This window comes from Xanthomonas sp. WHRI 10207 (genome assembly GCF_040202975.1).
Taxonomy (GTDB): Bacteria; Pseudomonadota; Gammaproteobacteria; order Xanthomonadales; family Xanthomonadaceae; genus Xanthomonas.
The window spans coordinates 518,926-544,946 of the sequence record NZ_JBEGDX010000002.1 but is presented as its reverse complement, the minus strand read 5'-3'; the positions used below and the strand labels follow the sequence as shown (position 1 = coordinate 544,946).

Here is a 26,021-nt window from a genome sequence, read left to right as displayed (position 1 = left end):
CCGCATTGATTCAGCGGCACCACTGGTCCTCGCACGGCACACCATCGTGGTCGCCGTCCATTGCGGTATTCGGGCAATGCTGCAGTACGTAAGTAGCTTCGGCGCAGGAACTCATCTGTGTGCAACGCGTGCGCCCGCCACAGCTGTATTGCGCGGTGGGCGCAGACGCGGGAGAGGTTGCTACGGACGGCGTTGGCGACGACGTTTGCTCCAATACCGGTGTCGGGGTGAACACATCGATCAAGTAGTCGCGCTGCTGATAGGCAAACGCCCCGCAACCGAGCGCCAGCATCATGAGCAAGGCCTTGCCAAGGCCGATCTGCCCTTTTGCCGGCGGCGTGCGTGTCGTATTGCGTCGTGCAGGGGCGTTGTGTTTTGGCGCGTGCGTACCGGCACGCACGACCCGCACCGCGCGCGGGCGACCATCCGGACCCGGCTCGGTTTCGAAAGAGACCACTTCGCCGATACGTGGCGCCTCGGCGCTGCGCGCAAACGCAGAAATGTGCGCGAACACGTCATCGCCCGGTTGAGCAGGGGTGATGAAGCCGAAGCCACGGTCGGTATTCCAGCGGGTCAACGTTCCATGTGTGCGCATTGGCGGCGTCCCTGAGTGGACGGCAAGTCTAGCTGTCGTGCGGTGTCATCCGGCATGCGGGCATAAAAAAGCGGCGGACCCGACGAGGTAGTCCGCCGCTCAGTGGCCGCGTCCGGTTGCGGCCTGTGGCCTTACTTCGCCTTCAACACGACCTTGGTGCTGATCGCGGTTTCGTTGGGGATGGTCTTGGTGTCGGCCCAGTCGCCACCGCCCACGCCGAAGTCCAGCCGCTTCACCAATGCCTTGCCGGCCAGCACGGGCTGCGCGCCCGGTGTCCAGGTAAAGGTCAGCGTGACCGGCTTGCTGACGCCGCGCAGTTCCAGGGTGCCGTCGGCCGCGTACTGGTTGCCGCCGAGCGCACGGAACTTGTCGGCGCGATAGCGCGCGGTGGCGAACTTGGCGACGTTGAAAAAGTCCGGGCCTTGCAGGGTCGAATCGCGATCGTTATTGCCGCTGATCGCACTGGCCAGCGGGATGCGTACATCGAGCTTGGCTGCGGCCAGATTGGCCGGATCGAAACTCAGCGTGGTGTCGAAACCGGGGAACTTGCCGGTGAATACTTCGCCGTCGTACTTGCTGGCGAACACCAGCGACGAGCCGGGCGCCTGGACGTAGTCGGCGGCCAGCACCGGCGCGGTGGCGAAGGTGGCGACCAGCGACGCGGCGACCAGCAGGGGAGAGGCGAACAACTTGGACGACATGGGAAATCCTTAAGGTTTGGAGGACAGCCAGCCGCGCGGCAACATCCGCGCCAGGGTGGCATCACGCTGGAAAATGTGGTGGTACAGCGCAGCGCCGGCGTGTGCCAGCACGACAGCGATCAACAGCCAGAAGCCCCACTCATGGATGGCATGTGAGGTGGCGCGTAGCTGCTCGTCCGGGCCGCTGAGCTTGGGCACCGCGAACAGGCCGAACCAGCGGAACGGGCGCAAGCCGCTGCTGGAGTCGTACAACCAGCCAGAGAGCGGCATGGCGAAGATCATTGCGTACAGCAGCCAGTGGGTCAGCCCGGCGATCCGTTCCTGCCAGCGCGGGGTGCCCGCCACCGGCGGCGGCGCGCCTGCATACAGACGCCAACCCAGCCGCGCGATCACCAGCGCCAGCACGGTCAGCCCCACCGATTTGTGCGCGGTATAGACCCAGAAGTATTTCGGTGTCTTGGGCAGCTCGCCCATGGTCAGGCCGACGATGCCCAGCACCAGAATCAGCAAGGCGATCAGCCAATGCAGGGTCTGGCTGACACCGCCCCAGCGCTCGTTGTTTTTCAGGCTCATGTTCCCGATTCCTGGCCGGCGGGCGCGTCAGTGGTGGCAGGTTCGGCTTGCGGCGACGCTGCGTCGTCGTCGGCACGGCCTTCGCGCACGGCTTCGGCTTCAATGCGCAGTTCCACGCTGTCGCCGATCATCGATTTCCACGCATCGATGCCGAACTCCGCCCGACTCAGCGTGGCGGTTGCCGAGAACCCGACAGTGCGGCGAAACGGCGGCAGCGGATGGCGTTTGAGTGCGTTGAGGGTAACGTCCAGGGTCACCGGGCGGGTGACGCCGTGCAGGGTCAGGTTGCCGGTGACCTTGGCGTGGTTCTCGCCGCTGGCTTCCACGCGCGTGGAGACGAAATGCGCGTCGGGAAAGCGCTCGGCGTCGAGTAGGTTACGTGCCAGGGTGGCCTCGTTCCACTTGGCATCGCCCAGGTCGGCGCGGTGCATCGGCACGGTCACGTCCAGCCGCGCGGCTGCCCAGTCGTCCGGGTCGAACACCAGGGTGCCGCTACTGCCTGACACGGTGCCCAATGCCTTGGAAAAGCCGGCATGTTCGACCGCAAACAACACGCGGGTGTGCACCGGATCCAGCGCATAGCGTACCGGTGCGGCGGAGGCGGCCAGGCTGGTCAATGCCAGAGCGGGAAGGAGCAACAGGCGGGCGAGGGGTGTCATGGGCGGATTCTAGACACATCCCGGCGCTGCGCGGGCGGCTTGCGCTTGCAACGATCCATTGCGAGCATGCCGGCTGGACGTGGAAAGGATTCCCGCATGCGCGGTCTGTTATTGGGGTTGCTCGTTGCGTTGATGGCGTTGCCGGCCCTGGCCGAGGTGCCGGCCATCCCGCGCTTTCGCATCGTGGGTGCCGCCGAAGGGCTGCCCTCGACCATGATTACCGCAATCGCACAGGATCGTGCGGGCTATCTGTGGATGACCACCACCGATGGCCTGGTTCGGTATGACGGCGCCGAGTTCAAGGTATGGCGTAACGATCCGACCGATCGCTACTCGCTGCGCAGCAATAACCTGCAGGCGATGTATATCGACGACCAGGATCGCATCTGGCTGGCGCTGGCGGGTGCCGGGTTGACAATGCTGAGCGCCGATCGCAACAAATTCACCGCCTATCTGCCCGACGACGTTCCCGCGCTGTCGTTGGGAGACATCTATGCCATTGCCGGCCGCGGCGATGAGATATGGCTTGGCATGTCGACCGGGAATGTCTTGCGCCTGGATGCCAAGGGAAATTTCAGCTCACTCGATCTGTCCAAGATGGAAGACCCACTAGACCCCAATCCGGTCTATGCCCTGGCCCTGGACGACCGTGAGCGCATGTGGATCGGGACGCTCGGCGGTCTGGCGTACTACGACGGGCTGGCCTTGCACCGCGTGCGACCGGATGGCGACGCCGGCGGCATCAATGCGCTGCAGTGGGTAGGGCAACGGCTGTGGAGCTCCTCGGACACCGGGTTGCGCTACATGGATTCCTCCGGTGGGTGGCATACGCCCACCTGGGCCTCGATGTTTGCGACAGGCAATCGGGTCTGGACGGTGGCCGATGCCGGAGATGGCGAATTCTGGCTCGGCACCGAGCAGGGGTTATGGCACACCCGCGCCGGTCATCCACCGACGCCGGTCAACAACGGGGATGAACCGTTGGTCTCCAATCGTCATGTCACCACCATCTGGCGAAGTCCGCATGGAGGGATCTGGGTGCCCCTGCATGGCCGCGGGCTTGCCTACCTGCGCGAGGACTGGCATCGGACGGCAGCTTTCAAGCAGGTCAACGATCAGGGCAAAGGCATCTCTTGCAGTCTTGCATTGGCCAATCGCTCTGGTGGTCTGTGGCAATTCGACAGCAGTGGCAGGTTGCTGCGCTACGACACGTCGTCTGGTGCCTTGGTGCAGACCGGAATCCAGCATCCGGATTTGCGTGAGATGGCAATCACCTCCGCACTGGAAGACAGTCGCGGGCAGCTCTGGCTTGGTAACGGACGGCATGCACTGTCGCGTCTGGATCTGACCACTGGTGGGCTGACCCATTTCACCGGGGATGGACCCGACGAGGCGGTGTTCTGGATCGGGGAGCCGGGCGATGGCACCGTGTGGACAGCGTTCGAGCAAGTGATCCAGCGACGCGACCTCGTCAGCGGGCGCGTCCTGGAGACGATCTCCCCAAACGATCTGCATGGCCTGAAGGAGTTGCCGTACTACCAGATCAGCCTGGGGCCGGATGGGCGTGTGTGGATCAGCGGTACTGGCGGAGTGTATGCCTGGCATGCCGACACGCATCGATTCATGCTGGTGCCGGGGCTGGATATCGACTTCATCCAGCGCTTTGTCGTCAAGGATCGCAATCGCATCTGGCTTTACCGCCCCGGTAGCATCGAGCACTGGGAGCAACGTAATGGTGTCTGGAAACGGGGAAGCCGCATTCGCGCTGCCGAAGGATTTCCTGCCATGGATGCCTACGGTCTTGAGCTGGATGCGCTTGGGCGTGTGTGGATGTCCGGCCCGCGTGGCCTATGGCGTATCGACCCCCGCACAACGCCTGCCAAAATCCGCAGTTTCAGTGCACGTGACGGGTTGACCAGCCAGGAGTTCAGTCGCCGCTGTCTGCTGATGTCCAACAACGGTGTGTTGGTGGGCGGGACCGCCGACGGATTCACGCTGCTGATCGATACCAATGCGCCGGACGTTCCCTCGTTTACCCCGCAGATGCGACTGGAAGCGGTGAGTGTCCAGCAAGGCGATCGACGTCGCGCATTGCCGATCGGCGGTGGTTTTTCGCTGGTACCGAGCGATCGTCAGTTGCGCATCAATATGCGGCTGCTGTCTTTCATCGACCCGATGGCGAACCGTTACCGCACGCGATTGAACGGCTTCGACACCGATTGGGTCGAGCATGGCGCCGCGGGCATGCGCGAATTTTCATCGTTGCCGCCGGGTAATTATGTGCTTGAGATGCAGGGTGTGGATCCGCTTGGCAATGCATCGCAGGTGCAATCGTTGCAGTTCTCGGTGCTGCCACCCTGGTGGCGCAGCGATATCGGTATTGCAGTGATCTGCATGCTCGGCCTGCTGCTCAGTGCACTGCTTGCCGCGGCCTACCGGCATCGTGTGCGCATGCGGGCGCAGTGGCAGCTGGCCCAGCACAAGCGCGAGTTGGCCGAGCAGGCGTCGTTGGCCAAGACACGCTTTCTGGCGACCTTGGGGCATGAGGTGCGCACGCCGATGACCGGTGTGCTGGGGATGAGCGAGCTGTTGTTGCAGACACCGCTTGATGCGCGCCAGCAGGGCTACGCCGGCGCGATCCAGTCGGCCGGCAAGCACTTGCTGCGCTTGGTCAACGATGCCCTGGATCTGGCGCGGATCGAAGCCGGCAAGCTGCCGCTGGACAATCGCGATTTCGATCTGCGCCTGTTGATCGGGCAGGTGGTCGAACTGGTTCGTCCCAGTGCCGAGCAGAAGCAACTGGCGTTCGCGTGCGAACTGGATGACGCGCTGCCGCCGGCACTGCATGGCGATGCCAGCCGGGTGCAGCAGATTCTGCTCAATCTGCTGTTCAATGCGGTCAAGTTCACCGAGCGCGGCGGCGTGCAATTGCGCGTCTCGGCGTTGCCGCAGAGGCCGACGCACGGCATTCGGGTGGAGGTGCGCGACACCGGGCCCGGCATGAGCGTCGAGCAGCGTGGGCGCCTGTTCCAGCGCTTCGAACAGGCCGAAGGCGCACTGACCCTGGCCCGGCATGGCGGCAGTGGGCTGGGCCTGGCGATCTGCCGTGAGCTTGCTGCGGCGATGGGCGGCGTAGTGAGCGTGGACAGCGAATTGGGGCAGGGCGCGTGCTTCGTGGTGGAGCTGCCGCTGCGTTGGGTGGCGACGTTGCCTGCGGCGGCACCGGCTCCAGCACGCGCGGTCGCTGCCCGGGATCAGGCACCGCTGCAGTTGCTGCTGGTGGAAGACGACCCGACCGTGGCGCAGGTGATCGTGGGGTTGCTGCAGACGCGCGGGCACCAGGTCACCCATGTCTTGCATGGGTTGGCCGCCTTGGCCGAGGTGAGCACGCGGAGTTTCGACGCCGGATTATGCGATCTGGATCTGCCCGGCTTGGACGGTGCCGCGCTGGTGGCGCAACTGCGCGCGCGCGGGGTGCGCTTCCCGATCGTGGCGGTGACCGCGCGGGCCGACGCCGATGCCGAGCCGCAGGCGATGGCGGCTGGCTGCAATGGTTTCCTGCGCAAGCCGGTCACCGGTGAGCTGCTGGCGAACGCCCTGGCAAGGGCGCTTGCCGACGCTGCCGACTCGCCGGACGACAGCGCCGCCGACTAGGGGCACGTGTGCTGGAGCGGGTAAAGTGCAGTCCGGCCGGGGAGTGCGCGCGATCGCGCAAGTGGCCGCGACAAGGACGACCATGAAGACGCTAGTGCGGTGTTTGCTGGCATCCATGCTGCTGCTGTTTGGCATGGATGCGGTGGCAGTCAATCAAATCGAGACGCCGCGGATGCGCCGGTTCGGGCCAGCCGAAGGTCTGCCTTCGCGCATGGTGCTGGCAATGGCGCAGGATCGGCAGGGCTATGTCTGGGCGGCGACCAGCGACGGCTTGGCACGTCATGACGGTGTCGGCCTGGAGGTGTGGCAGCACGACCCGCACAATGCCCGCTCGATTCCCGGCAACGAGGTGGAAACGCTCCTGGTCGACGATCGCGACCGGGTGTGGTTGGGCGTCTACGGCTCGCCACTGAGCATGCTGGATGCGGACCGTGCGGCATTCACGACTTTTCCGGACGTTGCGCAAGCCTGTGTCGGGCAGGTCTGGGCGCTGGCGCAGGCGCAGGGTGCGCTGTGGATCGGCAGCAGCGGCGGTGGCCTGTGCCGTCGCGAGGAAAATGGCCGCATCACCGTCTTCCGTGCCACGCCCGACGCAGTGGACGGGCTGCCCAGCGACACCATCATGAGCATGCTCACCGATGCACGCGGCCGCTTGTGGATCGGTACCGCGGGCGGGCTGGTGATGCGCGACGGCGAGCGCTTCGTACGCGTCGCACCCGACCGCCTGAGCGCGACTGTCTTCAAGCTCAGCAAGGATCCGGACGGCACGCTGTGGGTGGGGAGCGGCAAGGGCCTGTACCGGGTGACACCGGCCGGCGTGTTCGAACCCGCACCCTGGGAAGGAGCTTCCAGCGTGCGTGCCGGCAGCGTGGTGCACGACGTGCATGGTGGTTACTGGGTGGGTGCGGCCGATGGGTTTTTTCGCGTTGCGCCGGGCGAGACCAAACTGCGCGTCATGGAAGGCGATCGGGGCAGCGGCTTTCTCACCGCCCACAGCGGCGTACTTGATGTGATGCAGGACCGCCAGGGCGGGCTGTGGTTGGGGCTGATTTCGCAGGGGTTGGCCTATCTGCCGCCGGACTGGCGGCGCTTCTCCACGATCCTGCAGGCGCAGGGCAAGCCGCTGGAAAGTCTGTACCTGATGAACGCGGCCGCTGACGGCGACAGCTTCCTGGTGACGACCGGCGAAGGGGTGTATCGCGTCGGCGATCAAGGCGAGATCGTCCCTGTGCTGCATAGCGATGTGCTGGGAGGCGGCAGCGTGCAGTCGGTGCTGCCGGCCGGCGACGGCAGCCTGTGGGTGGCGCTGCAGAACGGCGTGACCCGCTATCAGCCCAAGACCGGAGAAAAACACCCACTGGCAATGCAGATCGACACCTCCGACGCGCATCGCGTGGAGCTGATGACGCCGGGCATCGATGGTGAGTTCTGGTTGTCGATCGTCGAAGGCGGCGTGCAGCGGCGTGCGGCCGATGGCCGCCTGCTGGCCACCTTTCGCTTCGGTACCGACCTCAGCGAAGTGGGCGAAATGGTGCAGCAACTGCTCGTGCGCCCGGATGGCTCGGCATGGGTGGCCGCCGGTGACGGGCTGTGGGTCTGGCAGGGCGAGCGCTTTCGCAAGGTGATCGGCGGCGTCGGCGCTGCATCTGAAGTCTATGCGTTGGCGTTCGTGTCGCCGCGCGAGTTCTGGGCCGGGCGGCCTGGGGCGATCGAGCGCTACCGCTGGGATGGCCGGCAGGCACATCTGCTGGAGCGGGTGGGCCACGCGCAGGGCATGCCCTCCACCGAGATTCGCGGCCTGGCGCTGGGCGGCACCGACACCGTCTGGGCGACCACCTCGCGCGGTCTGTACGCCTACCGGCGCGGGCAGCCGCAGGTGCGCATGTTCGGGCAGCGCGACGGCCTACCGGACAGCGAATTTTCGATGCGCCCACCGGTGACCGGCCCCAGCGGGCAGGTGTTGGCATTGACCACCAGCGGCATCGTGTTGTTCGACCCTGCGCAGCCATTCGCGCCGGCACCGGTGGCGCGGCTGGTGATCGAATCGGTGCAGGTCCGCCGCAACGATGCCGAGCGTCCGCAGGCACTGCCGCACAAGGGGACGATCGTGCTGCAGGCACGCGATCGCGATCTGCGCATCAGCGCGCGGTTGTTGTCGTTCGTCGATCCTGCCTCGGCGCGCTATCGCTACCGTGTGGAGGGTTACGACGCGGGATGGGTGGAGCAGGGTGCTACCGGCGAGCGCGTGATGTCGCGGCTGCCGCCGGGCGACTACCGCATCGACGTGCAGGCGCGTGCCGGCGACGGCGACTGGATCGCCGCACCGTCCCTGCACCTGCAGGTGCGTCCGCCGTGGTGGCTGAGTACGCCAGCGCAATTGGTTGCGGTGCTGCTGGGCGTGCTGCTGCTTTGCCTGGGCGTGTGGGGCTGGCGGCGACGCGTGCGGCGCCAGCAGGAGTGGGTGCTGGCGCAGCAGCGCCAGCAACTTGCCGAGCAGGCCTCGATCGCCAAATCGCACTTTCTGGCCACGCTGGGGCATGAGGTGCGTACGCCGATGACCGGTGTGCTGGGCATGAGCGAGCTGTTGCTGGCCACGCCGCTGGATGCGAAACAGCGCAGCCATGTCGATGCGATCCGCAAGGCCGGCGCGCATCTGCTGCGGCTGGTCAACGATGCGCTGGATCTGGCACGGATCGAAGCGGGCAAACTGGAATTGGTGCAACAACCGTTCGATCCATCGCAGCTGACCCAGGACCTGGCCGACTTCATGCAGCCCATCGTCGAGGCGCGCGGGCTGCGGTTTCATTACCGCAATCAGCTGCCCGCCAATCTGTCGGTGATGGGCGACGCCACACGCGTGCGGCAGATCCTGATCAACCTGCTCGGCAATGCGATCAAGTTCGCCGAGCGCGGTGAAGTGGGGCTCTCCGTCAGCCGGCATGGCGACTGCCTGCGCTTCAAGGTGCGCGATTCCGGCCCGGGCATCGGGCCCGAGCAACAGAAGCATCTGTTTCAACGCTTCGAACAGGGCGAAGGCGCGCGTACCAGCTCGCGCTATGGCGGCAGTGGGTTGGGGCTGGCGATCTGCCAGGAGCTCACGGTGGCGATGAAGGGCCAGATCCGTGTCCGCAGCCGACTCGGCGTCGGGACCCAGTTCACTGTGGACCTGCCGTTGCCGATCGATCGGTCGGCCCCGCGCAGTGCTGCGGGCGAAACACGCACGCTGGCCGGCGCGCCGCTGCGCATCCTGCTGGTGGAAGACGACCCCACCGTGGCCGAAGTGATCAGCGGGCTGTTGATCGGGCGCGGCCATCGCGTGGTGCATGCCGCACACGGTCTGGCGGCATTGTCCGAAGCGGTCGATGGCGGCTTCGATGTCGCGTTGCTGGACCTGGATCTGCCGGGCCTGGACGGCTTTGCGCTGGCCTCGCAACTGCGCCGGCTCGGTCATGGCTTCCCGTTGCTGGCGGTCACCGCACGCGCCGATGGCGATGCCGAACGCCAGGCGCAGATCGCCGGTTTCGACGGATTCCTGCGCAAACCGGTGACGGCCGACATGTTGATCGAGGCGATTGCAGCGGCATGCGCAACGGCGCGCGCGCGCGATCAGTCCATGTCTATATCAGGCTGAGCTGGCGCACAGCGCTCACCGCGCACGGCCTGCCTCAGTGCCATGACGGAGATGGCACTAAAGCACTGGAGGTGGCCCGCATCGGGATGGGCATGCGGGCAGTGGGCCGCACATCGACGCTGCCTGGCAGCGCGCGCCACGGGTATGCCAACCCGGCCGCGCATGCCGGGCAACGGCAGTTGGTCGAAGCTTGAGCCCATGGCCTGGCTGTGCAGTTGCCGCTGGCGATGCTGCAATCTGGCCAAATCACCATGGTGCCCATCCTGCGTGGGCTCGACACCCTGTGCCGCTAGCCGCGGCGTTGCGATCGAATTGCTGGCGCTGCTGGCGCTGCTGGAGCGGCTGCTTGAGGCCGCTTGGGCTTGCCCGCGTACCGCGCGGCCCGCACTATGCGGCGACTTGTCGTGAAACGTATCCAGTGCGCCTTTTTTTGTCTTTTCTCTATCGGTTATCGGTCTTGCTGCCGCTTGGCTTGTGCATCGGTGTGCCAACCGCATTGGCAGTACGCGCACCGGTGACTCCGGTGCCTACCCAGATCACGCTTGCGGATGGGCTACCGTCGGAGACCATCAGCGAACTCGCCGAGGACAAACAGGGCTATCTCTGGCTTGCCAGCGACGATGGTCTGGCCCGATTCGATGGGCGCAACTTCCGCATCTGGCGCATGGAAGAAGGGCTGCCCAGCAATGCGGTCTGGACGGTCTGCGTCAGCGCCGACAATCGGGTGTGGATGGGCTTCGAGAACGGCGGTGCCGGTTTCCTGGAGAACAAGACGCGCATTTTCACGCCGTTTGAGAGCCCGCAGTTTCCGGAGTTGCGCGAAATCACGGTGTGGGCATTGGCGCAGACCCCGAACGGCGACATCTGGCTGGGCACCGCAACCCATGGTCTGTATCGGCGGCGACCCGATGGCAGCGTGCAACGCTTCTCCTCTGTGCCGGGCGATGACACGAGCCTGCCGGCTGACAGCGTCATGGGGTTCGAGGTGGCGCCAGATGGAACGTTGTGGATTGGCACTCCCGGCGGGGTCGCACGCTGGAACGGCACGCGGCTCGAGCGTGTGGCGCTTCCCGGAAACTCCCAGACCGTCAACCGGCTGTACCTGGAGCGTAGCGGCGACACACTGTGGGTGTCGGATGTTACCGGCGATTTTTTCGGGGTGAAGGCCAATGGTCAGGTCCGTCCCCAGCCATGGCGCGACATCTCGCGCAAGCAACGCATCCTGGGCGTGCTGCTGCACGATCGCAGTGGGCGGTACTGGCTGGACGCCAATGGTGGCATCGGCTTGGCGATTACAGAGCAAAACATTCGTAACGTGCCGATCTACAGCTTTTCGGCACACGGCCTGGTCGAGCGGAACTGGATGTCCGCCTACGAAGACCGCGAAGGTGGACTGTGGTTTGCGGCGCTCGAAGGAGGGCTGTGGCACCTGCCACCCCACTGGGACATGTTTGCCGTGCTGTCTCACCATAGCAACGCTCTGCAGTCGCCGGCCAATCCGTCCATCACGGCAACGACGTCGGCGGCCTCTGGCGGCATCTGGTTGACGGGCACGAAAGGCGTGCTGGAATACCTCGACCCGGCAACCGGGAACCTGCGGCAAGAGCGGCCCAAGATCGGCAAGTACGTTGCCGCGGACTACATGCTCGAAAGCCGGGCCGGCTACGTCTGGATTGGGGTCCACGACGAATTGGTGCGGTATGACCCGCGCTCGCGCCAGGTCAAACGCTGGCAGTTGGGCAGCAATGTCGATGCCGATGCGTCCCTGGAGCGGGCAGGTCGGATGGCCGAGGATGCGCAAGGGCGACTGTGGGTCACCGTTGTGCAGCAGGGGCTACAGATCAGAAGCGAGGAAGGACAATTGCTTCGGACCATCGTCGAAGGCAGTCATGGGCTAGAAGCGTTGACCATTCTCGACATCCGCGCGGGTCCGGATGGACAGATCTGGCTTGCCAACAATGCCGGGTTGCGGCGCTGGGATCCGGCTGCCGACCGTTTTGTGCCGGTGCGCGGCGCGCCAACGCTGCCAACGCAGGTCTTTCGTCTTGCTGAAGGCAACATCGTCTGGATCGGATTGACGGGGCAGATACGGCGCTACCTCTGGGATGGTCGCCAGCTCAAGCATCTGGACACGGTGGGGAAAGATCAGGAATTCCCGATGGTGGCGCCGAACGGCTTGGTGGTCGATGCCAAAGGTGTGGCCTGGGTGTCGAGTCAGCGCGGCTTGATCCGTATCGATCCCGGCAGCAAGCTGGTGCGGGTGTATGGGGTACACGACGGGCTTCCTAGCCCGCAATTGCAGCCCAACACCCTGGTGCAGGCGACGGGCGGGCAGATCGTTGCAGGTTCTCCCGACGGCGTGGTGGTGTTCGATCCCACTGCCATGCGCCCCAACACCCGCCGGCCGCCCCTGCTGATCGAGCGGGTTGGCCTGCGGCGTGGCGAACGTGGGCTGGATGTCACCGGGCAGGAGCCGTTGAGGATGCAGGACGACGACCGCGACCTGCACATCGTGGCGCGTATGCCCACCTTTACCCACCCGGAGTCGTCCAGCTACCGCTTCCGTCTGAGCGGCTACGACCCGGACTGGATCGACGTCGGTCCCAGCGGTGAACGTCTGTTCTCGCGGCTGCCGTCGGGGGACTACACCCTGGACGTGCAGGGGCGTACCGCCGATGGCATCTGGTCGGCGACCCAGACATTGAAGTTTCAGGTCCTGCCGCCGTGGTGGCGTAGCCCGTGGGGGCTGCTGCTGCTGGTCACCTTGGCGGTGTGCGTGGTTGTGGCGGCGGTGTTGTTGTATCGCCGGCGATTGCGCCGGTTGAGTGCCTGGCAGTTGGCGGTGCACAAGCAGGAATTGGCCGAGCAGGCATCGCTGGCCAAGACCCGCTTTCTGGCCACGCTGGGGCATGAAGTGCGTACGCCGATGACCGGTGTGATGGGCATGAGCGAGCTGTTGCTCAAGACGCAACTGGATCAACGGCAGCGCAGCTATACCGAATCCATCCGTCGTGCCGGTGCGCACCTGTTGCGGTTGGTCAACGATGCGCTGGACCTGGCGCGCATCGAATCCGGGCGCCTTGAGCTGGATCAGCAGCCGTTCTCGTTGCGTCAGTTGATTGCCGAGGTCGAAGCGTTGATGGCGCCGCTCGCACAGGAGCGTGGCCTGCGTTTCAGCCTGGAAGTGGGCCTGCTCGGGGACATCACCGCCAGCGGCGACCCTACCCGGATTCGGCAGATTCTGCTCAATCTGCTCAGCAACGCGATCAAGTTCACCGAGCGCGGTGTGGTCGGTTTGAAGTTGACCACGCTGGGGTCGTATCAGGGCCTGCGGTTCGAAGTCGCCGATACCGGCCCGGGCATCAATGCCGACCAGAAAGCGCGGTTGTTCCAGCGGTTCGAGCAGGGCGATGGCGCAAAGACCACCTCGCGCTACGGCGGTAGCGGTCTGGGTCTTGCGATCTGCCAGGAGCTGGCCCTGGCGATGGGCGGGCATATCGAGGTGATCAGCCGGCTTGGCTCCGGTACGCGATTTGTCGTGGACCTGCCGCTGCGTTGGGTCACCTCCAACGCTGCGCTCAGCGGTGAGGTGACGCGTGCCAGCGCGGTGATCGCGCCGCAGCGCATCCTGTTGGTGGAAGACGACCCGACCATCGCCGAGGTCATCATCGGCCTGCTGCGCTCGCAGGGGCACTCAATGGTGCATGCACCGCACGGCCTGGCCGCATTGACCGAGGCCGCAGACAACACGTTCGACCTGGCGCTGCTGGATCTGGATCTGCCCGGCCTGGACGGGTTCGCACTCGCGCGGCAATTGCGCGTGTTCGGTTACGAGATGCCGCTGATTGCGGTGACCGCACGTTCCGATGAAGCCGCCGAGCCAACCGCCAAGGAAGCAGGCTTCGACAGTTTCCTGCGCAAGCCGCTGACCGGCGACATGCTGGCCGACACCATTGCCGATGCGTTGCGACGGGTCCGTCCGCGCGAAGACATCTAAAAAGCCGCCGCATCACTGGCGACACCTGTGCCATGCGCGGCCTGCACGCACCGCGTTTCAACGCGTCCGCGCGAAGCCGTTGCGCCGATTACTCGGCCACCGCTTCCACGTCCTTGGGATGCGGCCGTGTGTCGGCCAGCTGCCAGAAGATCAGCGTCGACGTCAGCGTGATGCCGCCCACGCACAGGAAGGTCGCATGCAGTGCCGCAGTGGCGCCGTGCGTATCGCCCAGATGGGTGTTGAAGGCTGCCAGCAGGCTACCCGCGGCCGCCGCGCCGAAGCCGGTGGCCAACATCATCACCATCGACAACAGGCTATTGCCCGGGCTGGCCTGATCGCGATCCAGGTCGCGCAAGGTGACGGTATTCATGACGGTAAATTGCAGCGAATTGACGCCGCCGAAGCAGGCAAGTTGCAGCAGTCGCAACCACAGCGGTTGGCCCACATCGATCAGTGCGAAGCTGGCCATCGCCAGGCCCACCAGCACGGTATTGATCATCAAGGTGTTGCGATAGCCGAAGCGTCCGACCAGCTTTACCGCCGCGCGTTTTGCGGCCATGCCGGCCAGCGCCACCGGCACCATCATCAGCCCGGCATTCATCGGGCTCATCTCCAGGCCCACCTGCAGCAGCAACGGAATCAAGAACGGCATCGAGCCACTGCCGACCCGCGCAAACAGGTTGCCCAGAATGCCGATGCGATAACTCGCTACCTTGAACAGCGCCAACGGAAACAGCGCGTTGCCGGTATTGCCGGCATGCAGCCAATAGCCGGCCAATGCCGCCAGCCCGCCGATCGCCAGCAACATCACAAACGCATGCCGCAGCCCGAGTTCGGAAATGCCATCCAGCGCCAGCGACAACGCCACCATGCCGACCGCGAGCATCAGATAGCCGACCAGATCGAAGCGCCTGCGTGCATCGCCGTAGTGGTCCGGCATGATCTTCAGTGCGGCGATAAAGCCGATGACGCCGATCGGCAGGTTGATCAAAAACACCCAGTGCCAGGACGCCACTTCCACCAGCCAACCACCCAGCGTCGGGCCGATCAGCGGGCCGATCAGCGCGGGAATGGCGATAAAACTCATGGCGCGCAGGAAGTCCTCGCGCGCCACCGTCTTGAGCACCGCCAGCCGGCCCACCGGCAACAACATCGCACCGCCGATGCCTTGCACGATGCGCGCGCCCACCAGCTGCGGCAGCTGTTGCGCTGCTGCGCACAGCAACGAGCCCAGCGTGAACACGATGATTGCGGCCAGAAAGGTGCGCCGTGTCCCGATGCGATCCGCGATCCAGCCCGATGCCGGGATGAACATCGCCACCGCCAGCGCGTAGCTGAAAACCACCGACTGCATCTGTAGCGGACTCTCGTGCAGGCTGCGCGCCATCGACGGCAATGCCGTATTGACGATGGTCGCATCCAGCATCTGCATGAAGATCGCCAGCGATACCAGCCACAACAATGGCTTGATGGTGGCGTAGCCACGCAGGATGGGGGCGGGCTGGGACATGGGGATCGCCATCGGAAGGACAGCGCATTCTCTCAGCGCCGTTGTGCAGAAAGTCGCAACGGTGTGCGCATCTGATCAGAACGTGCATGTCCTGCGGACTGCAGTGAAGGGTCGCCAGAGGTGTTGCCGGGCTGCTTGCAAGGGCGCGGTCGATTCCGATGCCCCAGTCTGCACCGTGGCGAGCGCCTTGCGACCCGGCGCTGCGTCACTGCTCCCGATGCCTTGCATGGCGGACTGCATCGCAGTGTCTTGGCATCAGCGTATCCGCCAGCGTCGCCCGCTTGCTCGGCGCAATGCGGGCTCGTTTGCACGGGTGGTTGCTGGAGATCTTCGCAGCACACCACCGTTATGTCGGCAGCGAATGAGACGAGCTTCACCCAATGGACGATAGGGGCAGCCACATGCCACGAATGGTCGGGACAGGCACCAAACAGCGTGTTAATGCCCAATATGGCTTTGCAACAAGCGTCTGATTCGCTGGCGACTACTTGGTGCCTCCAACGGGTCCAGCCAACGCAAGCGAGGTTCATCCCACAGTGCGATGGATCGATCGAACGGGACACGCGGGGAGCATTGGATTGTCGCGAAAAGCCGAGTCGTTTCTTGGAGCGTTGCCGACGGTCTGGTCAGGGATGGCGCGACTTGGGTATGGCCGCCTTCTGAGCGCGCCAGTATCGGGTCGGACTATCAATGAAAAAGCAGGTCTTCGATGTATTGTGGCGCGTCTATCTTCCGGGCGATTCCCTGGCAACAATGCTCGGAAAGATCGCCGCGGAACTGGCGCAGAGCGAACTCTTGAACGACGCGACATGCGCGTTTTTCGGGGTGGAGGGCAGCGATGCGCCGGCTCCGGATCTGACGAACGGGCAGACGACGATCACGCATGATTTTCCTGTCCAGCATGCCCATCACGTTCTTGGCACACTGAGAGTGACGCCGGCCCAGGGCGGTATGACCACGCAGGCGATGACGTTGTGCCAGCGAATCGCCACCTGTTGTGCGTATCTGATCAAGCGTGATGCCGCGCGGGCTTGGGCGGAAGATCGATTCGATCGGTCGTTGTTTTTGGCAGGTGTGTGCGAACAGGTCTGGATGGTCGATGCGTTTGTCGAGCGTGCCGCAGGCAGTCGCTTGCCGGCCATCGTGCGTGGTGGGTTCGGCACCGAGAAAGAGGAAGTGGCCGTCTTGCTGCATGCAACGGGGCCCTGGCGGGATGGGCCGTTCGTCGCGGTGGATTGCGACGATTCGGATGGCGACCCGTCGGCCTGGTTCGAGCGCGCGGCCGGCGGAACGCTGTACTTGCAAGGGGTGGATGAGCTCGACGCAGCGCTGCAGCGTCAGTTGTCTCGGTGTCTTCGGGGTCGGCACGGCCGCTGGTCCGCCTCGGGTGCCGATGTTTTCACCCGGGTGATCGCGTCCACCACTGCCGATCTGTCGCAGCGCGTGCGCGCGGGGCATTTCTCGCGTGCGTTGTTGTCGCAACTCGATGTGCTGTCGATCGAGCTTGCCGCGTTGTGTGAGCGGTTGCCGGACATCGCGTTTCATCTCGAGCGCGTGCTGGAACGGCACGGCTTCGATTCCCGGCAATGGGTGACTGACATGCTGATGGATGCCCTGACGCAATATCCATGGCCCGAAAACCTGCTGGAACTGGAGCGGATGGTGCTGCGCCTGGCGGTCATGACCGCAGGCAGGCCGATCCAGCTCGCCGATCTCCAGCAACATGCACCTCGCCTGGCCGCAAGCCTGCTGCAAGGACAACAGCGTGTCGCGGGCTCAGTGCCATCGCATCCGGACGATGGTCCGCTCGCGCCCACGCTACCGGCAGCGCCTGTCGATTGGATCGACGGTCTTCCGCATCGCCCAGGTCAACGCCTCGCGACCTTGCATGACGCCCTGCAGCGAGCTCTGGTCTATCTCGGCGCGCATTACGCCGAGCCGCTGACCCTGGGCGATCTGGCGCGACAGGCGCACGTCAGCCAGTCGCATCTGGGTTTTCTGTTCCGCGAGGAGCTGGGCACCACGTTCAAGCCGCTGCTGCAGCAGCTTCGTATCGAGAAGGCCAAGGATCTGCTGCAGCGCGAGCAGAAACTGCGTGTGACCGAAGTGGCGCTGAAGGTCGGCTTCGGCGACTTGAGTCATTTCGAAAAGAGTTTTCGACGGCTGGTGGGTGTCAGTCCACGCGCGTTTCGCAACGCGCGTGGACAAGGGGATGTGTCTCCGGTTTAAGCCTGAGGTAACAGGGTTTTGATGGCATCGTGCTGTTTGGACAGCCGTTCACGCAGCACGAACTCTTCGACCAGCGCCGCAGCCGCCTTGCGCTGGCCGTCGATATCCAGCAGCGCTGCATAAGCGCTGCCTTGACCGGCTGGGCCAGAGTGGAACGGCGCCTGCGCGTCCGTGGCAGTAGTGAGGGTCAAGAACGCCAGTACGATTTTTTCGAACGGTGGCTGTTTGGCATTGACGAACACCACCAGTGTGCATTCGTAGCTGATGCCTCCCACGCGCGGCGTGTTGTGCGGTTGGGCCAGAACCTGGACGTCCTCGCCAAGCCACTGTCCTACGGCGTGCTCGAATGCAGCAATGTCCAGTGCCTGCAGCTGTTTGTAGCTGACCCGTGCCACCGCTGCCATGTCCACGCCGGAAAAGCGCAGCTGATCGACAGCCAGATACGGGCTTTGTGCGAGGGTGTTCATCAACAGCAGATCATCGCTGAAGGCGGCCGAGAGCAGGACCGGCGCGGTGAACGCATCCGACAGCAACGTGAGCAGGGTGCCGGTGCCGTGGCGTGCGGCAAGAATGCGCGCGCGCGTGGCGTCGGTCGGCTGTCCATTGGCATAGTCCGGCGCCGCCTGCGTGGTGCGTGCGCGCACCGACGCCATCAACGCGTTGACCAGCGTGGCGGCATCGTCGCCTAACGCGCCTACGTGTCTGCCGGCCATCCCGGCGAGCACGCCCTGAAAATGCGGCAGCTGAGCGATGGATGCGTACCAGGCGTGAATTGCGGCGACGCGCTCGCGGCGCTTTGCTTCCTTGTGCGCACCGAGTGCCAACGGATCGCTGGCGATCTCGCACAACATCAGCAGATTCTCGCGCAGATGGTAGTCCAGATCAGGCAGCGGCAATTGCCAGCGTTCCTGTTGGCCAGCAGCGGTGGCGATGGTCAGGTGCCCATTGCCTATTTCCGACCAGATCGCGATTGCCTCGATCGTATCGCGGCGTGGCACGCTGACATCGATCAGTTCCATCAGGATGCCGCGTGGACTGGCCGGCTGCGAAACGATGTGGTCGGGGTAGCCTTCGATCAGCGTGGCGTGCCAGGTGTAGCCCAGTCGATAGAGAACAAAGGGCTTGATCCCATCGTTCAGCACGATACCCGGTGGGGAGGGCATATCGCGCTCGCCGAGTTTGGCGATTTCCACACCGGTGTAAGCAGACAAGCCGGTGCGGTCGCGGTCGAAGACACGGCGAAAGGTTTGCGGCTCGTCGCACTTGAGCAAACACCCTACGTCGGTCGTATGCGGAGGCCATTGGGCACGTGGAATGGGGTAGACCTGCTGTGCCAACGGCGACGCGTTAGGCGCAAGCAGGCTGAGCTCGAACGCGATGAGCACGCCGGCCTTTTTCATTTCATCGACGACGATGTCTTCGATTTCTGCATGCAGCGCATCCTGCACGGAGCTGGGAAGCCAGGGGTCGATCGCTACCTGTGTGTCCCAGTCCGAGCTACCCGAGTCGAACAGGTGCTGGTCGTGTCCCTGCAGCAGATCCATGCAGGCGGTGAACGCGTTGCCGCCCTTGATGTAGAAACGGGCCAGCGGTTGGTCGGCGCGCAGCATGAAACGTTCGCGTAACTCGATGCACAGACTCGCGATCCGATCCTGGATGGTGCCCAACGCCTGGATCACCGTCGAGCGCACGTTGGGATAGCGTGCCGCGTCGTTGATCCGCTTGGTCAGCTCGCCGCTGATCGCACGGCGCAGGTCTTCTTGTTCGGGAGATTCCTTCATGGCTTGGCCTTGTCTGCGAACCTGTGGAAAAGATCTGTGCTCACGGCGTGCTCGGATCCGCGACGGCCGAATGACTCAGGTCGATTTCCAGGTCATCGCAGGGCGTCCCGGACAGCGACAGCACCGCGTCCTGCTCGAACTGCCAGAGCGCAGCGTGCGCATAGCCGCAGCCGGCCGGATCTGATGCCGTCAGCGTGCGAATGTCGCCGGCATAGGCATGCCTGCCGACGCTCGCGACATGCCAGGCCCAGATCTGCGGACTCGGTCCCGGCGCCAGGTCAGCCACCAGGTCCGCTGCCAGCACATGCGAGCAATACACCCCCGGCGCATAACCGGCGTCAGCCAGTGCGACGATCCAGGCGCGGATGTAGGCGATCGCAGCGGCGCCGGGGCGGCTGCCGTCCTCCCAGTCCAGGTAGACGGTGGCGCCAGTTGGAAATCCTTCGCTGGTGGCCAACGCGGCGGCCTGCGCGCCGTCGATGCCGCCCTGCTCGGCGGTGACGACGTGCGCGCCTGGGCCAGCGGTCTGCTGGCCCAGATAGACCGGTGCCAATCCCCAGCCATTGGCGACCAGCGTCGGCCGCCATCCCATCCAGCCGGTATCGGCATGGCTGGGCGCCGGTGCGAGGTAATAGCCGCACCAGGCAAGGCTGGTATTTGTCTTCAGCCAGGCCAACGCGGGCAGGCCCGGAAAGCGGTCGGTGTCGAAGCCGGTGTGGAAGGTCATGGTGAAACTCCGCGTCGAGGGGAGGAAGCGTCGAGATCGGAATCAGGGGGATGTCTGCAGATACGTGGCCATTTGTCCGTACCAACCAATTGCCTGGCTTTCTCTTCGCGGCCAAGTGTCGTCACGAATGGTTGGATAAGGCGGGCCTGACTTGGGTGGATAAGCGAGTTTTGCGCTGACGTAAGCGCCTTCCTCGATGGTCTGCGGCGCCAACGGCTGGTGGACGCCGAGGTAGTGGGTCAGTTGCGATCGATCGATGCGTTGCACCGACGCGATCTCCCAATCGCACACCGCACTTGCGTTCGGTCGATTGGCGCCGACTCGCGACCTGATCGCCCGATTGATGACATCCACGATGCCATCGAGTGCAGCCGTGCTCTTGAAACGCACCAGCTGGAAAGCGTTCCCACCGGGATCCTTCAGTTCGATGTCGAGATCCCGCAAAAAGTCGGCGGGATTTTCAACAGCGAAGCCGGTTTCCTCGCTAAATTCGCGCCGCGCCGCCTGTTCGGGAGATTCCCCAGGATTGAGGCGGCCGCCAGGCAGTGCCCACTGGCCAGCCTGGTTCACGATTGCCAACGGTTTTTGCCGGGCCCATTCCCGCGTGTCGCGTGCGAGCGTGTCGGCCTCCACGCATGCAGCGTTCCATTGCAGAGGATCGCTGCCGGCGCCTTTGATTTTCGATTCCAGCGATTCGCCTGTCTTTGTACGAGACGAGCTCGGTCCGAATTTCACCCTGAGCAAGTGGCCGGCGCCCTCCATGGCCTTGTCGGTGACTGCATCGCAACTTGGACTGTCGGTGCAGGCATTCTGGTATGCAAGACCGAGTGCCTGCGCTGCGCCGATGTAGGCTGCATCTTTCTCCCGCAGGCCGTTGGCGGCTAGCCACGCTCCTCGCAGGCAGTTTCGAGCACTGTCCCAGTCGACATCTGGAAAGGGTGGGCTGACACCGGCTGCATTCGCAGTGATTTTGCACAACAGCGCAACCGCTTCCACCGCCAACACCGGTGCGGACTGATCCCCCCACCAGTTGTTGAAATAGCGTTTGCGTGCGATCAGATAGGTGCCCGCTTCATCCCACAACGCGGCATAGACCTGCATGGCCTCAGCCTCCGTTCGATGGCGATCCTGCGGCCGGCTGCGATGCCGCTACTGTCGCCGCCATCGCCTGCTCGGCCTGCTGCTGCGCGGCGGCAACGGCAGCGGTTGCGGCTTCATCGGCCTGCTGCAATGCCTGACGGGATGCATAAACCGCCTGCTCGTTGTCGGTGACGGCGGCGGTTGCGGCCTGCATCGCCGCCTGTACGGCCCTGTCGCTGGCGGCTATTGCCTGTTCGACCTGAGCTTGTGCGGCCTGCAACGCGACATCGATTGCCGATGGCTCAGGCGGTTGCGTAGTACTCGCGGTTGGCACTGCAGCGGTCGTGGCTGCTGGGGTCGGAAGGGTGTCGTCGGACATGTCGGTGTCTCCTGAAGTGGAAGCGGGTTGGAGCGGGGCAACGGCATCGTTTCGCGGGTGCTGTATCGGTGCCGGCAGCGATGCGGTATCGGGCGGGCGCTGCGCCGCGAGCGTGCGCAGCATCTCGCCCATTGCGTGTTCGGCCTGCGTCATGCCCTGGCGTGCGGCCGCCAATGCAGCGGCGCGTCCTGCGTGCACCGCGTTGCGGACTGCGTCGGCGGCGCTGATTGCAGGCGGGGCCTGGTCTGTTGCCGCGGGAAGCGACGTTGGTGCGTTCACTCCAGCTCCTCTGCATCCTGGGGCACGCTCGCACTCATACTCGTACCCGCACTCGCTGGCGCCGCCCCGAAATCGCGGAGCGAGATGATGCCGTTGTTGACCTGTAGCAACGCAGCCAGAGTGTCGTTCTGCATGGCGAACACGCAGCTGTTGCCATCCTGGCCCAGCACGCCATGGCTGGGCCGGTTGGCCGCCAGGAATGCCTGTGCAGACTGCAGATAGAGGCGGATTGCATCGCTCGCTGCCTGGTTGTCGCCTTCGCCTTGGTAGCGGGTGTGTTGGACGATCTGCTGGGCGGCCAGCGATAAGCGCGCGAAACCGATCTGGCGACCGCGCGCCAGCCATTCGGCAACACTCATTGCGACCTCGTTGGGCGAGGGCAGCCCCTGCACCTGTGGGCAATCCAGGGCAGCAAAGAGCAGCGGCAGCAGTGTCTGCAGTGCCGAGGACGCCGCAAGTGCGCGCTCGTCCTCAGTGGCGAGCGTGGCGGTGCAGGCCAGATAGAAGCGGTAGTAATCGCAAAATTCCAGCGGTGTGCGCGCCTGCTCGATGGCGAATGCGGCGGCCTCCTGCTGCAGCGCAGGCGTCACGTTGGCTGGCGGCGCTTCGGCGGCCAGTTGGCGCAGCGCCAGGCTTTCCTGCAGGTCCAGCGACTGGAACACTCCGGCGCCATCGACCTTCAACTGCGTCAGAAGACTACGGCCTGCGGCCAGGTCGCTTGCGGTAAACAAGGCGTTGTCGTGAAAAATGCGCTGCAGCTGCGCTTTGACCACCGACCCGGTATCGCCGGATTCTGCCTGTGCGAGCGTGCCCAGGTCGGCCGAACTCAAGGTCATCAGCTTGACCGGGCTGGCCTTCAGCGCCAGCTGCGGCAGCAAGGTCAGGCGCGAGCCATGCAGACCTTGCTGCACCTCGTCGAGCAAGCTGGTCTCGTCGGGGAAGTCATAGCGCGCGCCGGGCGACTGAATCGCCCAGTCCAGCCATTGCGTGCCTCCATCAATAAAGGCCATGGCCTGCCTGCCCAGTGACGACAACATTCTTGGCATCGAGATCAGGCGGCCTGCGACAGAAACGGACATTGCATGACTCCTTGTGGATTCAACCAGCGGGGAAATTCTTCAGCACCAGCCCTGCCGCCGAACCGATCCTGGCGAAGTCGTCGGTGGCGCCCTGCATCAGTGCCTGCGCCTGGACGAGCGCGACAACATATTTGTCGTCGCCGGTAGCCAGGTACTGCGCCATCGCCACGCCGACCGCGGTAGTCGCGATGGTCGAGACATTGCGCAGCGCATCGGTGGCGTCCTGTACTGCGATGGCAGTCGATTGCGCCACCGATTGATAGGCTTTGCCGGCTCCGCTTGTCAGTACGACCTGCGGGCTCATGGTCGCAAGCTGCACCTGGTTGATGACGTCGATGACCTGCGCATTGACCTTTGTCGGTTCCATCTTGGTTCCCATGGAAGGATCGGCCGCCTTTCAATGGGGCCTGGTGATAGGGGGGCAACACGCCATGTCCGTAGACGGTCTACGACTGAGGAGGTGGCGCAGGTGCAGGTGCAGAGCTAGATGTAGATGAAGGTGCAACAGGAGCAATAGGTGCAGATGCACGAACAGCTGCGGGAGTGACAACAACTGCAGTTGCGGGTGCAGCAGCAGAAGCATCAGAAGTGGCAGCATGATCTGAGCCGGCGCCGGGGGCGGGAGGACTGGTGGGCAGAGGGGGCGGCACGCTTAGCGCATGCACTTGCATGAGGTCGGCGGTTGCGGTCGCCGCGTTTGCCGACGCTCCCTGCGCCTGCGTTTTCAGCACATCGACGGCCACCTTGGCTTCTGCAGCGGCGGCGGCGATCAGCGCTGCCGGTGGAGGCGGCATCGGCGGCGGCCCAGGCAGGGGCGCGACTGTCGGTGCAGGGCCGGGTGGTGCGGGTGGCAACGGCGCTGGAACCGGGAACGGTGCCGAAATCATCTTGGCGCAGGCCGCGGTGATCGCTGCGGCATTGATCATGCCGGCGCCCTGCTGTCGGTTGACCGCGTTGTGCATCGCCATGCCTAGCGTCTCCAGCATCACGGCATCGAGCATGCCGAGCGCCTGCGCAGGTGCCTGACCGGTGGTCAGCGTCACGATGCTGCTGACGGCGTCGACGATCTGGCTGTTCACGGTACTGTCGTCGATCATGACGAAGTCGCTCCCTTCTGGATGATTAAGGCAAGAATCTGGGTGAGGGCGGCATCGGCAAGCACCTGTCCGCGTTGCTGGTTGGCGACGGCGTTTTCCATTGCCAGTGCGATCGAGTCCGCTAGCGCCAGATACGTCGCGCCCATTGCAAAAGCCGGGGCCTGCCCGATGGTCAGCGCCGCGCCCGTGGCGGCAGTGCCGACCAGGCTGGCCACGCTTGCGGCACGTGCGCTGGGCTGCATGACCGTGCGCTGGCGTTTGCGTGCTAGGCCAACAACGGCCTGCGCTGGGCAACGCTGGCCGATGCCGCGAACAGGACGGTGGTCTGTGGCTCGTGTTTGCACGCGTACTGCAAGGCCACGCCGTTGTGTACGCGTTCGAGGAGTGCGAAATTGCCGTACGGCACGTCGATCACGCTGTCGGACTGCTGGCGGTACACCAAGGGCTCAACGCCGGGAATCACCGGCAGGATGCCGTCGAACTCGACGTTCATCACCGCTTTTTGGTGCGGCGCGAACGTCGCCACGATGGTGCGGCCTCTGATCAGTCTCACAACCACGTCCAGGGTGTTGGACGTGGGGACATGATGTAGTTGCAACATGATGCGTCCTTTCTCGATGCGTCCAGGGGGTAGGTCAGAGCGGCAATGGCAGTGCAGACCGGGCGCCGCTCTTGCGGCAGCAGCGGCGCCCGGTTGCCGCTTACCGAAGCCCGGCGCTCAGGATTTCCCGGGTGGCGACGCCATCGGACGCGGTGTCGATCGCATACAGGGTGGACACACCCTGGGTCGTCGATGCCTGCATCGTCACGTAGGACTGCTGCTGGTTATTGGTGGCGTTGTGGGCGGCGTTGGACAGCGCCTGGCTGGTGGCGACGAACAGATTGCCCATTGCGATCGCCGGCGCATCGCCGAGGACCTTGGTGTTGACCTGAGAAACCGAATCGGTGATCTGGCTGTTGACGGCAGTCGGAAAGGCCATGGTGATAGCTCCTTGAGGTAGTGAAAGAATGAAGACGTTGCGGCGTTAGCGGTTAGCCGAGCATCTTCTTGGTGGCGGCACCCGTGGCGCCGGTATCGAGCGAATACAACAGCGAAACGCCCATCGTGGTGGCTGCTTGTGCGGTGATGTACATCTGCTGTTGCGCGAGCGTTGCGTTGTGGGCTGCGTTTGCCAGCGCCTGCGCGGTGGCCTGGTACAGATTGCCCATGGCTGCGGCAGGGGAACTTCCCAGTACCTGCAGGTTGGCTTGGGTGACCGAGTCGGTAATCTGGTCGTTGACGGCGGTGGGAAATGCCATGCGCGGATGTCCTTGGCGTCAGCCTGGCGATTAAACGCTCAGGATCTGCTTGGTGGTCACACCGGTGGTGGCGGTGTCGATGGAGTACAGCATCGCCACACCCATCGTGGTGGCCGACTGCGCGGTGACATAGCTCTGCTGCTGCGCATTGGTCGCGTTATGGGCGGCATTGGCCAGCGCTTGCGCCGTTGCCTGATAGAGATTGCCCATGGCGATTGCGGGCGCGTCGCCCAGTACCTTGGTATTGACCTGGGTAACGGAATCGGTGATCTGGTTATTGACTGCGGTCGGAAATGCCATTTCGTGCTCCTTATGTGCCAGAGATCAATGCGATTAACTCAGCCCAGGCCCTTCACGCCGGTGCTCAGGATCTGCTTGGTCGCCATCCCGGTGGTGGCCGTATCGATGGAGTAGAGCGTGGCGACCCCCATCGTGGTGGCCGACTGCGCCGTGACGTAGCTTTGCTGCTGCGCGTTGGTCGCGTTGTGCGCGGCGTTTGCCAACGCTTGTGCGGTGGCCTGATACAGATTGCCCATGGCGATGGCCGGGGCATCGCCCAGCACCTTGGTGTTGGCTTGTGTGACGGAGTCGGTGATCTGGTCGTTGACGGCGGTTGGAAATGCCATGTGTCTCTCCTTGGAATGTGACGACGGTTGGAATGCTTGAAAAGCGCGACGGTGTCGAGGTTTGCCAGGTCGTTGGCCTGTCGAGAGAATGTGCAGTTCCACCGCATCACCGTGTCGCCACAATA

The 26,021-nt window shown here is 64.4% G+C and carries 22 protein-coding genes; 4 read left to right on the top strand and 18 right to left on the bottom strand.

The window, feature by feature from the left end:
* Positions 1 to 10: 10 nt before the first annotated feature.
* The 4 genes from ABQU90_RS08040 to ABQU90_RS08025 form a co-directional block, all read right to left on the bottom strand.
* Positions 11 to 595, bottom strand: a complete 585-nt coding sequence (locus tag ABQU90_RS08040; protein WP_323521354.1) for a cold shock domain-containing protein — start codon at positions 593 to 595, stop codon at positions 11 to 13.
* Between the two features lie 131 nt (positions 596 to 726).
* A complete protein-coding gene (locus ABQU90_RS08035) occupies positions 727 to 1,296 on the bottom strand; it encodes a YceI family protein (RefSeq protein WP_055849380.1) in 570 nt (189 codons plus the stop codon).
* Between the two features lie 9 nt (positions 1,297 to 1,305).
* Positions 1,306 to 1,869, bottom strand: coding sequence for a cytochrome b (locus tag ABQU90_RS08030; protein ID WP_055849383.1), 564 nt, complete (start codon positions 1,867 to 1,869; stop codon positions 1,306 to 1,308).
* Entirely contained in the window at positions 1,866 to 2,528 is a 663-nt protein-coding gene (locus ABQU90_RS08025) for a YceI family protein (protein ID WP_323521353.1), read from the bottom strand. Before ABQU90_RS08025 ends, ABQU90_RS08030 begins: the two co-directional genes overlap by 4 nt.
* 96 nt (positions 2,529 to 2,624) lie before the next feature.
* On the opposite strand from ABQU90_RS08025, the gene ABQU90_RS08020 reads away from it, so the two are divergent.
* The 3 genes from ABQU90_RS08020 to ABQU90_RS08010 all read left to right on the top strand — a co-directional run bounded on the left by ABQU90_RS08020 (position 2,625) and on the right by ABQU90_RS08010 (position 13,810).
* Positions 2,625 to 6,182 carry a hybrid sensor histidine kinase/response regulator gene (locus ABQU90_RS08020; RefSeq protein WP_323521352.1) on the top strand — a complete coding sequence of 1,186 codons (3,558 nt, stop codon included), beginning with the start codon at positions 2,625 to 2,627 and terminating at the stop codon, positions 6,180 to 6,182.
* 82 nt (positions 6,183 to 6,264) lie between these two features.
* On the top strand, positions 6,265 to 9,813 hold the full coding sequence (locus ABQU90_RS08015) for a sensor histidine kinase (RefSeq protein WP_323521351.1): 3,549 nt from the start codon (positions 6,265 to 6,267) through the stop codon (positions 9,811 to 9,813).
* Positions 9,814 to 10,270: 457 nt separating this feature from the next.
* The gene (locus ABQU90_RS08010) at positions 10,271 to 13,810 is read left to right on the top strand and encodes a hybrid sensor histidine kinase/response regulator (RefSeq protein ID WP_323521432.1); all 3,540 of its coding nucleotides are present in this window, start codon (positions 10,271 to 10,273) and stop codon (positions 13,808 to 13,810) included.
* Positions 13,811 to 13,898: 88 nt separating this feature from the next.
* Here ABQU90_RS08010 and mdtD read toward each other — a convergent pair whose 3' ends face one another.
* Positions 13,899 to 15,320, bottom strand: a complete 1,422-nt coding sequence (mdtD, locus tag ABQU90_RS08005) for a multidrug transporter subunit MdtD (protein WP_323521350.1) — start codon at positions 15,318 to 15,320, stop codon at positions 13,899 to 13,901.
* A gap of 690 nt (positions 15,321 to 16,010) precedes the next feature.
* Between mdtD and ABQU90_RS08000 the strand changes: the two genes are divergently transcribed.
* Positions 16,011 to 17,549: a helix-turn-helix domain-containing protein gene (locus tag ABQU90_RS08000; protein WP_323521349.1), complete on the top strand. Its 1,539-nt coding sequence runs from the start codon at positions 16,011 to 16,013 to the stop codon at positions 17,547 to 17,549.
* Here ABQU90_RS08000 and ABQU90_RS07995 read toward each other — a convergent pair.
* The 13 genes from ABQU90_RS07995 to ABQU90_RS07935 form a co-directional block, all read right to left on the bottom strand.
* A complete protein-coding gene (locus ABQU90_RS07995; protein WP_323521348.1) occupies positions 17,546 to 19,330 on the bottom strand; it encodes a hypothetical protein in 1,785 nt (594 codons plus the stop codon). The two genes, ABQU90_RS08000 and ABQU90_RS07995, sit on opposite strands and share 4 nt — an antisense overlap.
* Positions 19,331 to 19,370: 40 nt before the next feature.
* A complete protein-coding gene (locus tag ABQU90_RS07990) occupies positions 19,371 to 20,057 on the bottom strand; it encodes a glycoside hydrolase domain-containing protein (protein WP_323521347.1) in 687 nt (228 codons plus the stop codon).
* A 42-nt stretch (positions 20,058 to 20,099) separates the two neighbouring features.
* Positions 20,100 to 21,158 carry an NUDIX domain-containing protein gene (locus tag ABQU90_RS07985; protein ID WP_323521346.1) on the bottom strand — a complete coding sequence of 353 codons (1,059 nt, stop codon included), beginning with the start codon at positions 21,156 to 21,158 and terminating at the stop codon, positions 20,100 to 20,102.
* Between the two features lie 4 nt (positions 21,159 to 21,162).
* Complete coding sequence (locus ABQU90_RS07980) at positions 21,163 to 21,516, bottom strand: hypothetical protein (protein WP_323521345.1); 354 nt, start codon at positions 21,514 to 21,516, stop codon at positions 21,163 to 21,165.
* A 275-nt stretch (positions 21,517 to 21,791) separates the two neighbouring features.
* Positions 21,792 to 22,874, bottom strand: coding sequence for a hypothetical protein (locus ABQU90_RS07975; protein ID WP_323521344.1), 1,083 nt, complete (start codon positions 22,872 to 22,874; stop codon positions 21,792 to 21,794).
* A 19-nt stretch (positions 22,875 to 22,893) separates the two neighbouring features.
* On the bottom strand, positions 22,894 to 23,241 hold the full coding sequence (locus tag ABQU90_RS07970; RefSeq protein ID WP_055850379.1) for a hypothetical protein: 348 nt from the start codon (positions 23,239 to 23,241) through the stop codon (positions 22,894 to 22,896).
* Positions 23,242 to 23,320: 79 nt separating this feature from the next.
* Complete coding sequence (locus ABQU90_RS07965; RefSeq protein WP_082473490.1) at positions 23,321 to 23,971, bottom strand: RebB family R body protein; 651 nt, start codon at positions 23,969 to 23,971, stop codon at positions 23,321 to 23,323.
* Positions 23,968 to 24,186, bottom strand: coding sequence for a RebB family R body protein (locus ABQU90_RS07960; protein WP_228324248.1), 219 nt, complete (start codon positions 24,184 to 24,186; stop codon positions 23,968 to 23,970). Before ABQU90_RS07960 ends, ABQU90_RS07965 begins: the two co-directional genes overlap by 4 nt.
* A 50-nt stretch (positions 24,187 to 24,236) precedes the next feature.
* Positions 24,237 to 24,524: a hypothetical protein gene (locus ABQU90_RS07955; RefSeq protein ID WP_323521343.1), complete on the bottom strand. Its 288-nt coding sequence runs from the start codon at positions 24,522 to 24,524 to the stop codon at positions 24,237 to 24,239.
* 148 nt (positions 24,525 to 24,672) lie between these two features.
* Positions 24,673 to 24,951 (bottom strand): RebB family R body protein, encoded by a 279-nt coding sequence (locus ABQU90_RS07950; protein ID WP_104614476.1) that lies wholly within the window; start codon positions 24,949 to 24,951, stop codon positions 24,673 to 24,675.
* Positions 24,952 to 25,003: 52 nt separating this feature from the next.
* The gene (locus tag ABQU90_RS07945; RefSeq protein ID WP_055849430.1) at positions 25,004 to 25,270 is read right to left on the bottom strand and encodes a RebB family R body protein; all 267 of its coding nucleotides are present in this window, start codon (positions 25,268 to 25,270) and stop codon (positions 25,004 to 25,006) included.
* 30 nt (positions 25,271 to 25,300) lie between these two features.
* A complete protein-coding gene (locus ABQU90_RS07940) occupies positions 25,301 to 25,570 on the bottom strand; it encodes a RebB family R body protein (protein WP_055849433.1) in 270 nt (89 codons plus the stop codon).
* A 38-nt stretch (positions 25,571 to 25,608) separates the two neighbouring features.
* The gene (locus ABQU90_RS07935; RefSeq protein ID WP_055849437.1) at positions 25,609 to 25,896 is read right to left on the bottom strand and encodes a RebB family R body protein; all 288 of its coding nucleotides are present in this window, start codon (positions 25,894 to 25,896) and stop codon (positions 25,609 to 25,611) included.
* Positions 25,897 to 26,021: the final 125 nt, after the last annotated feature.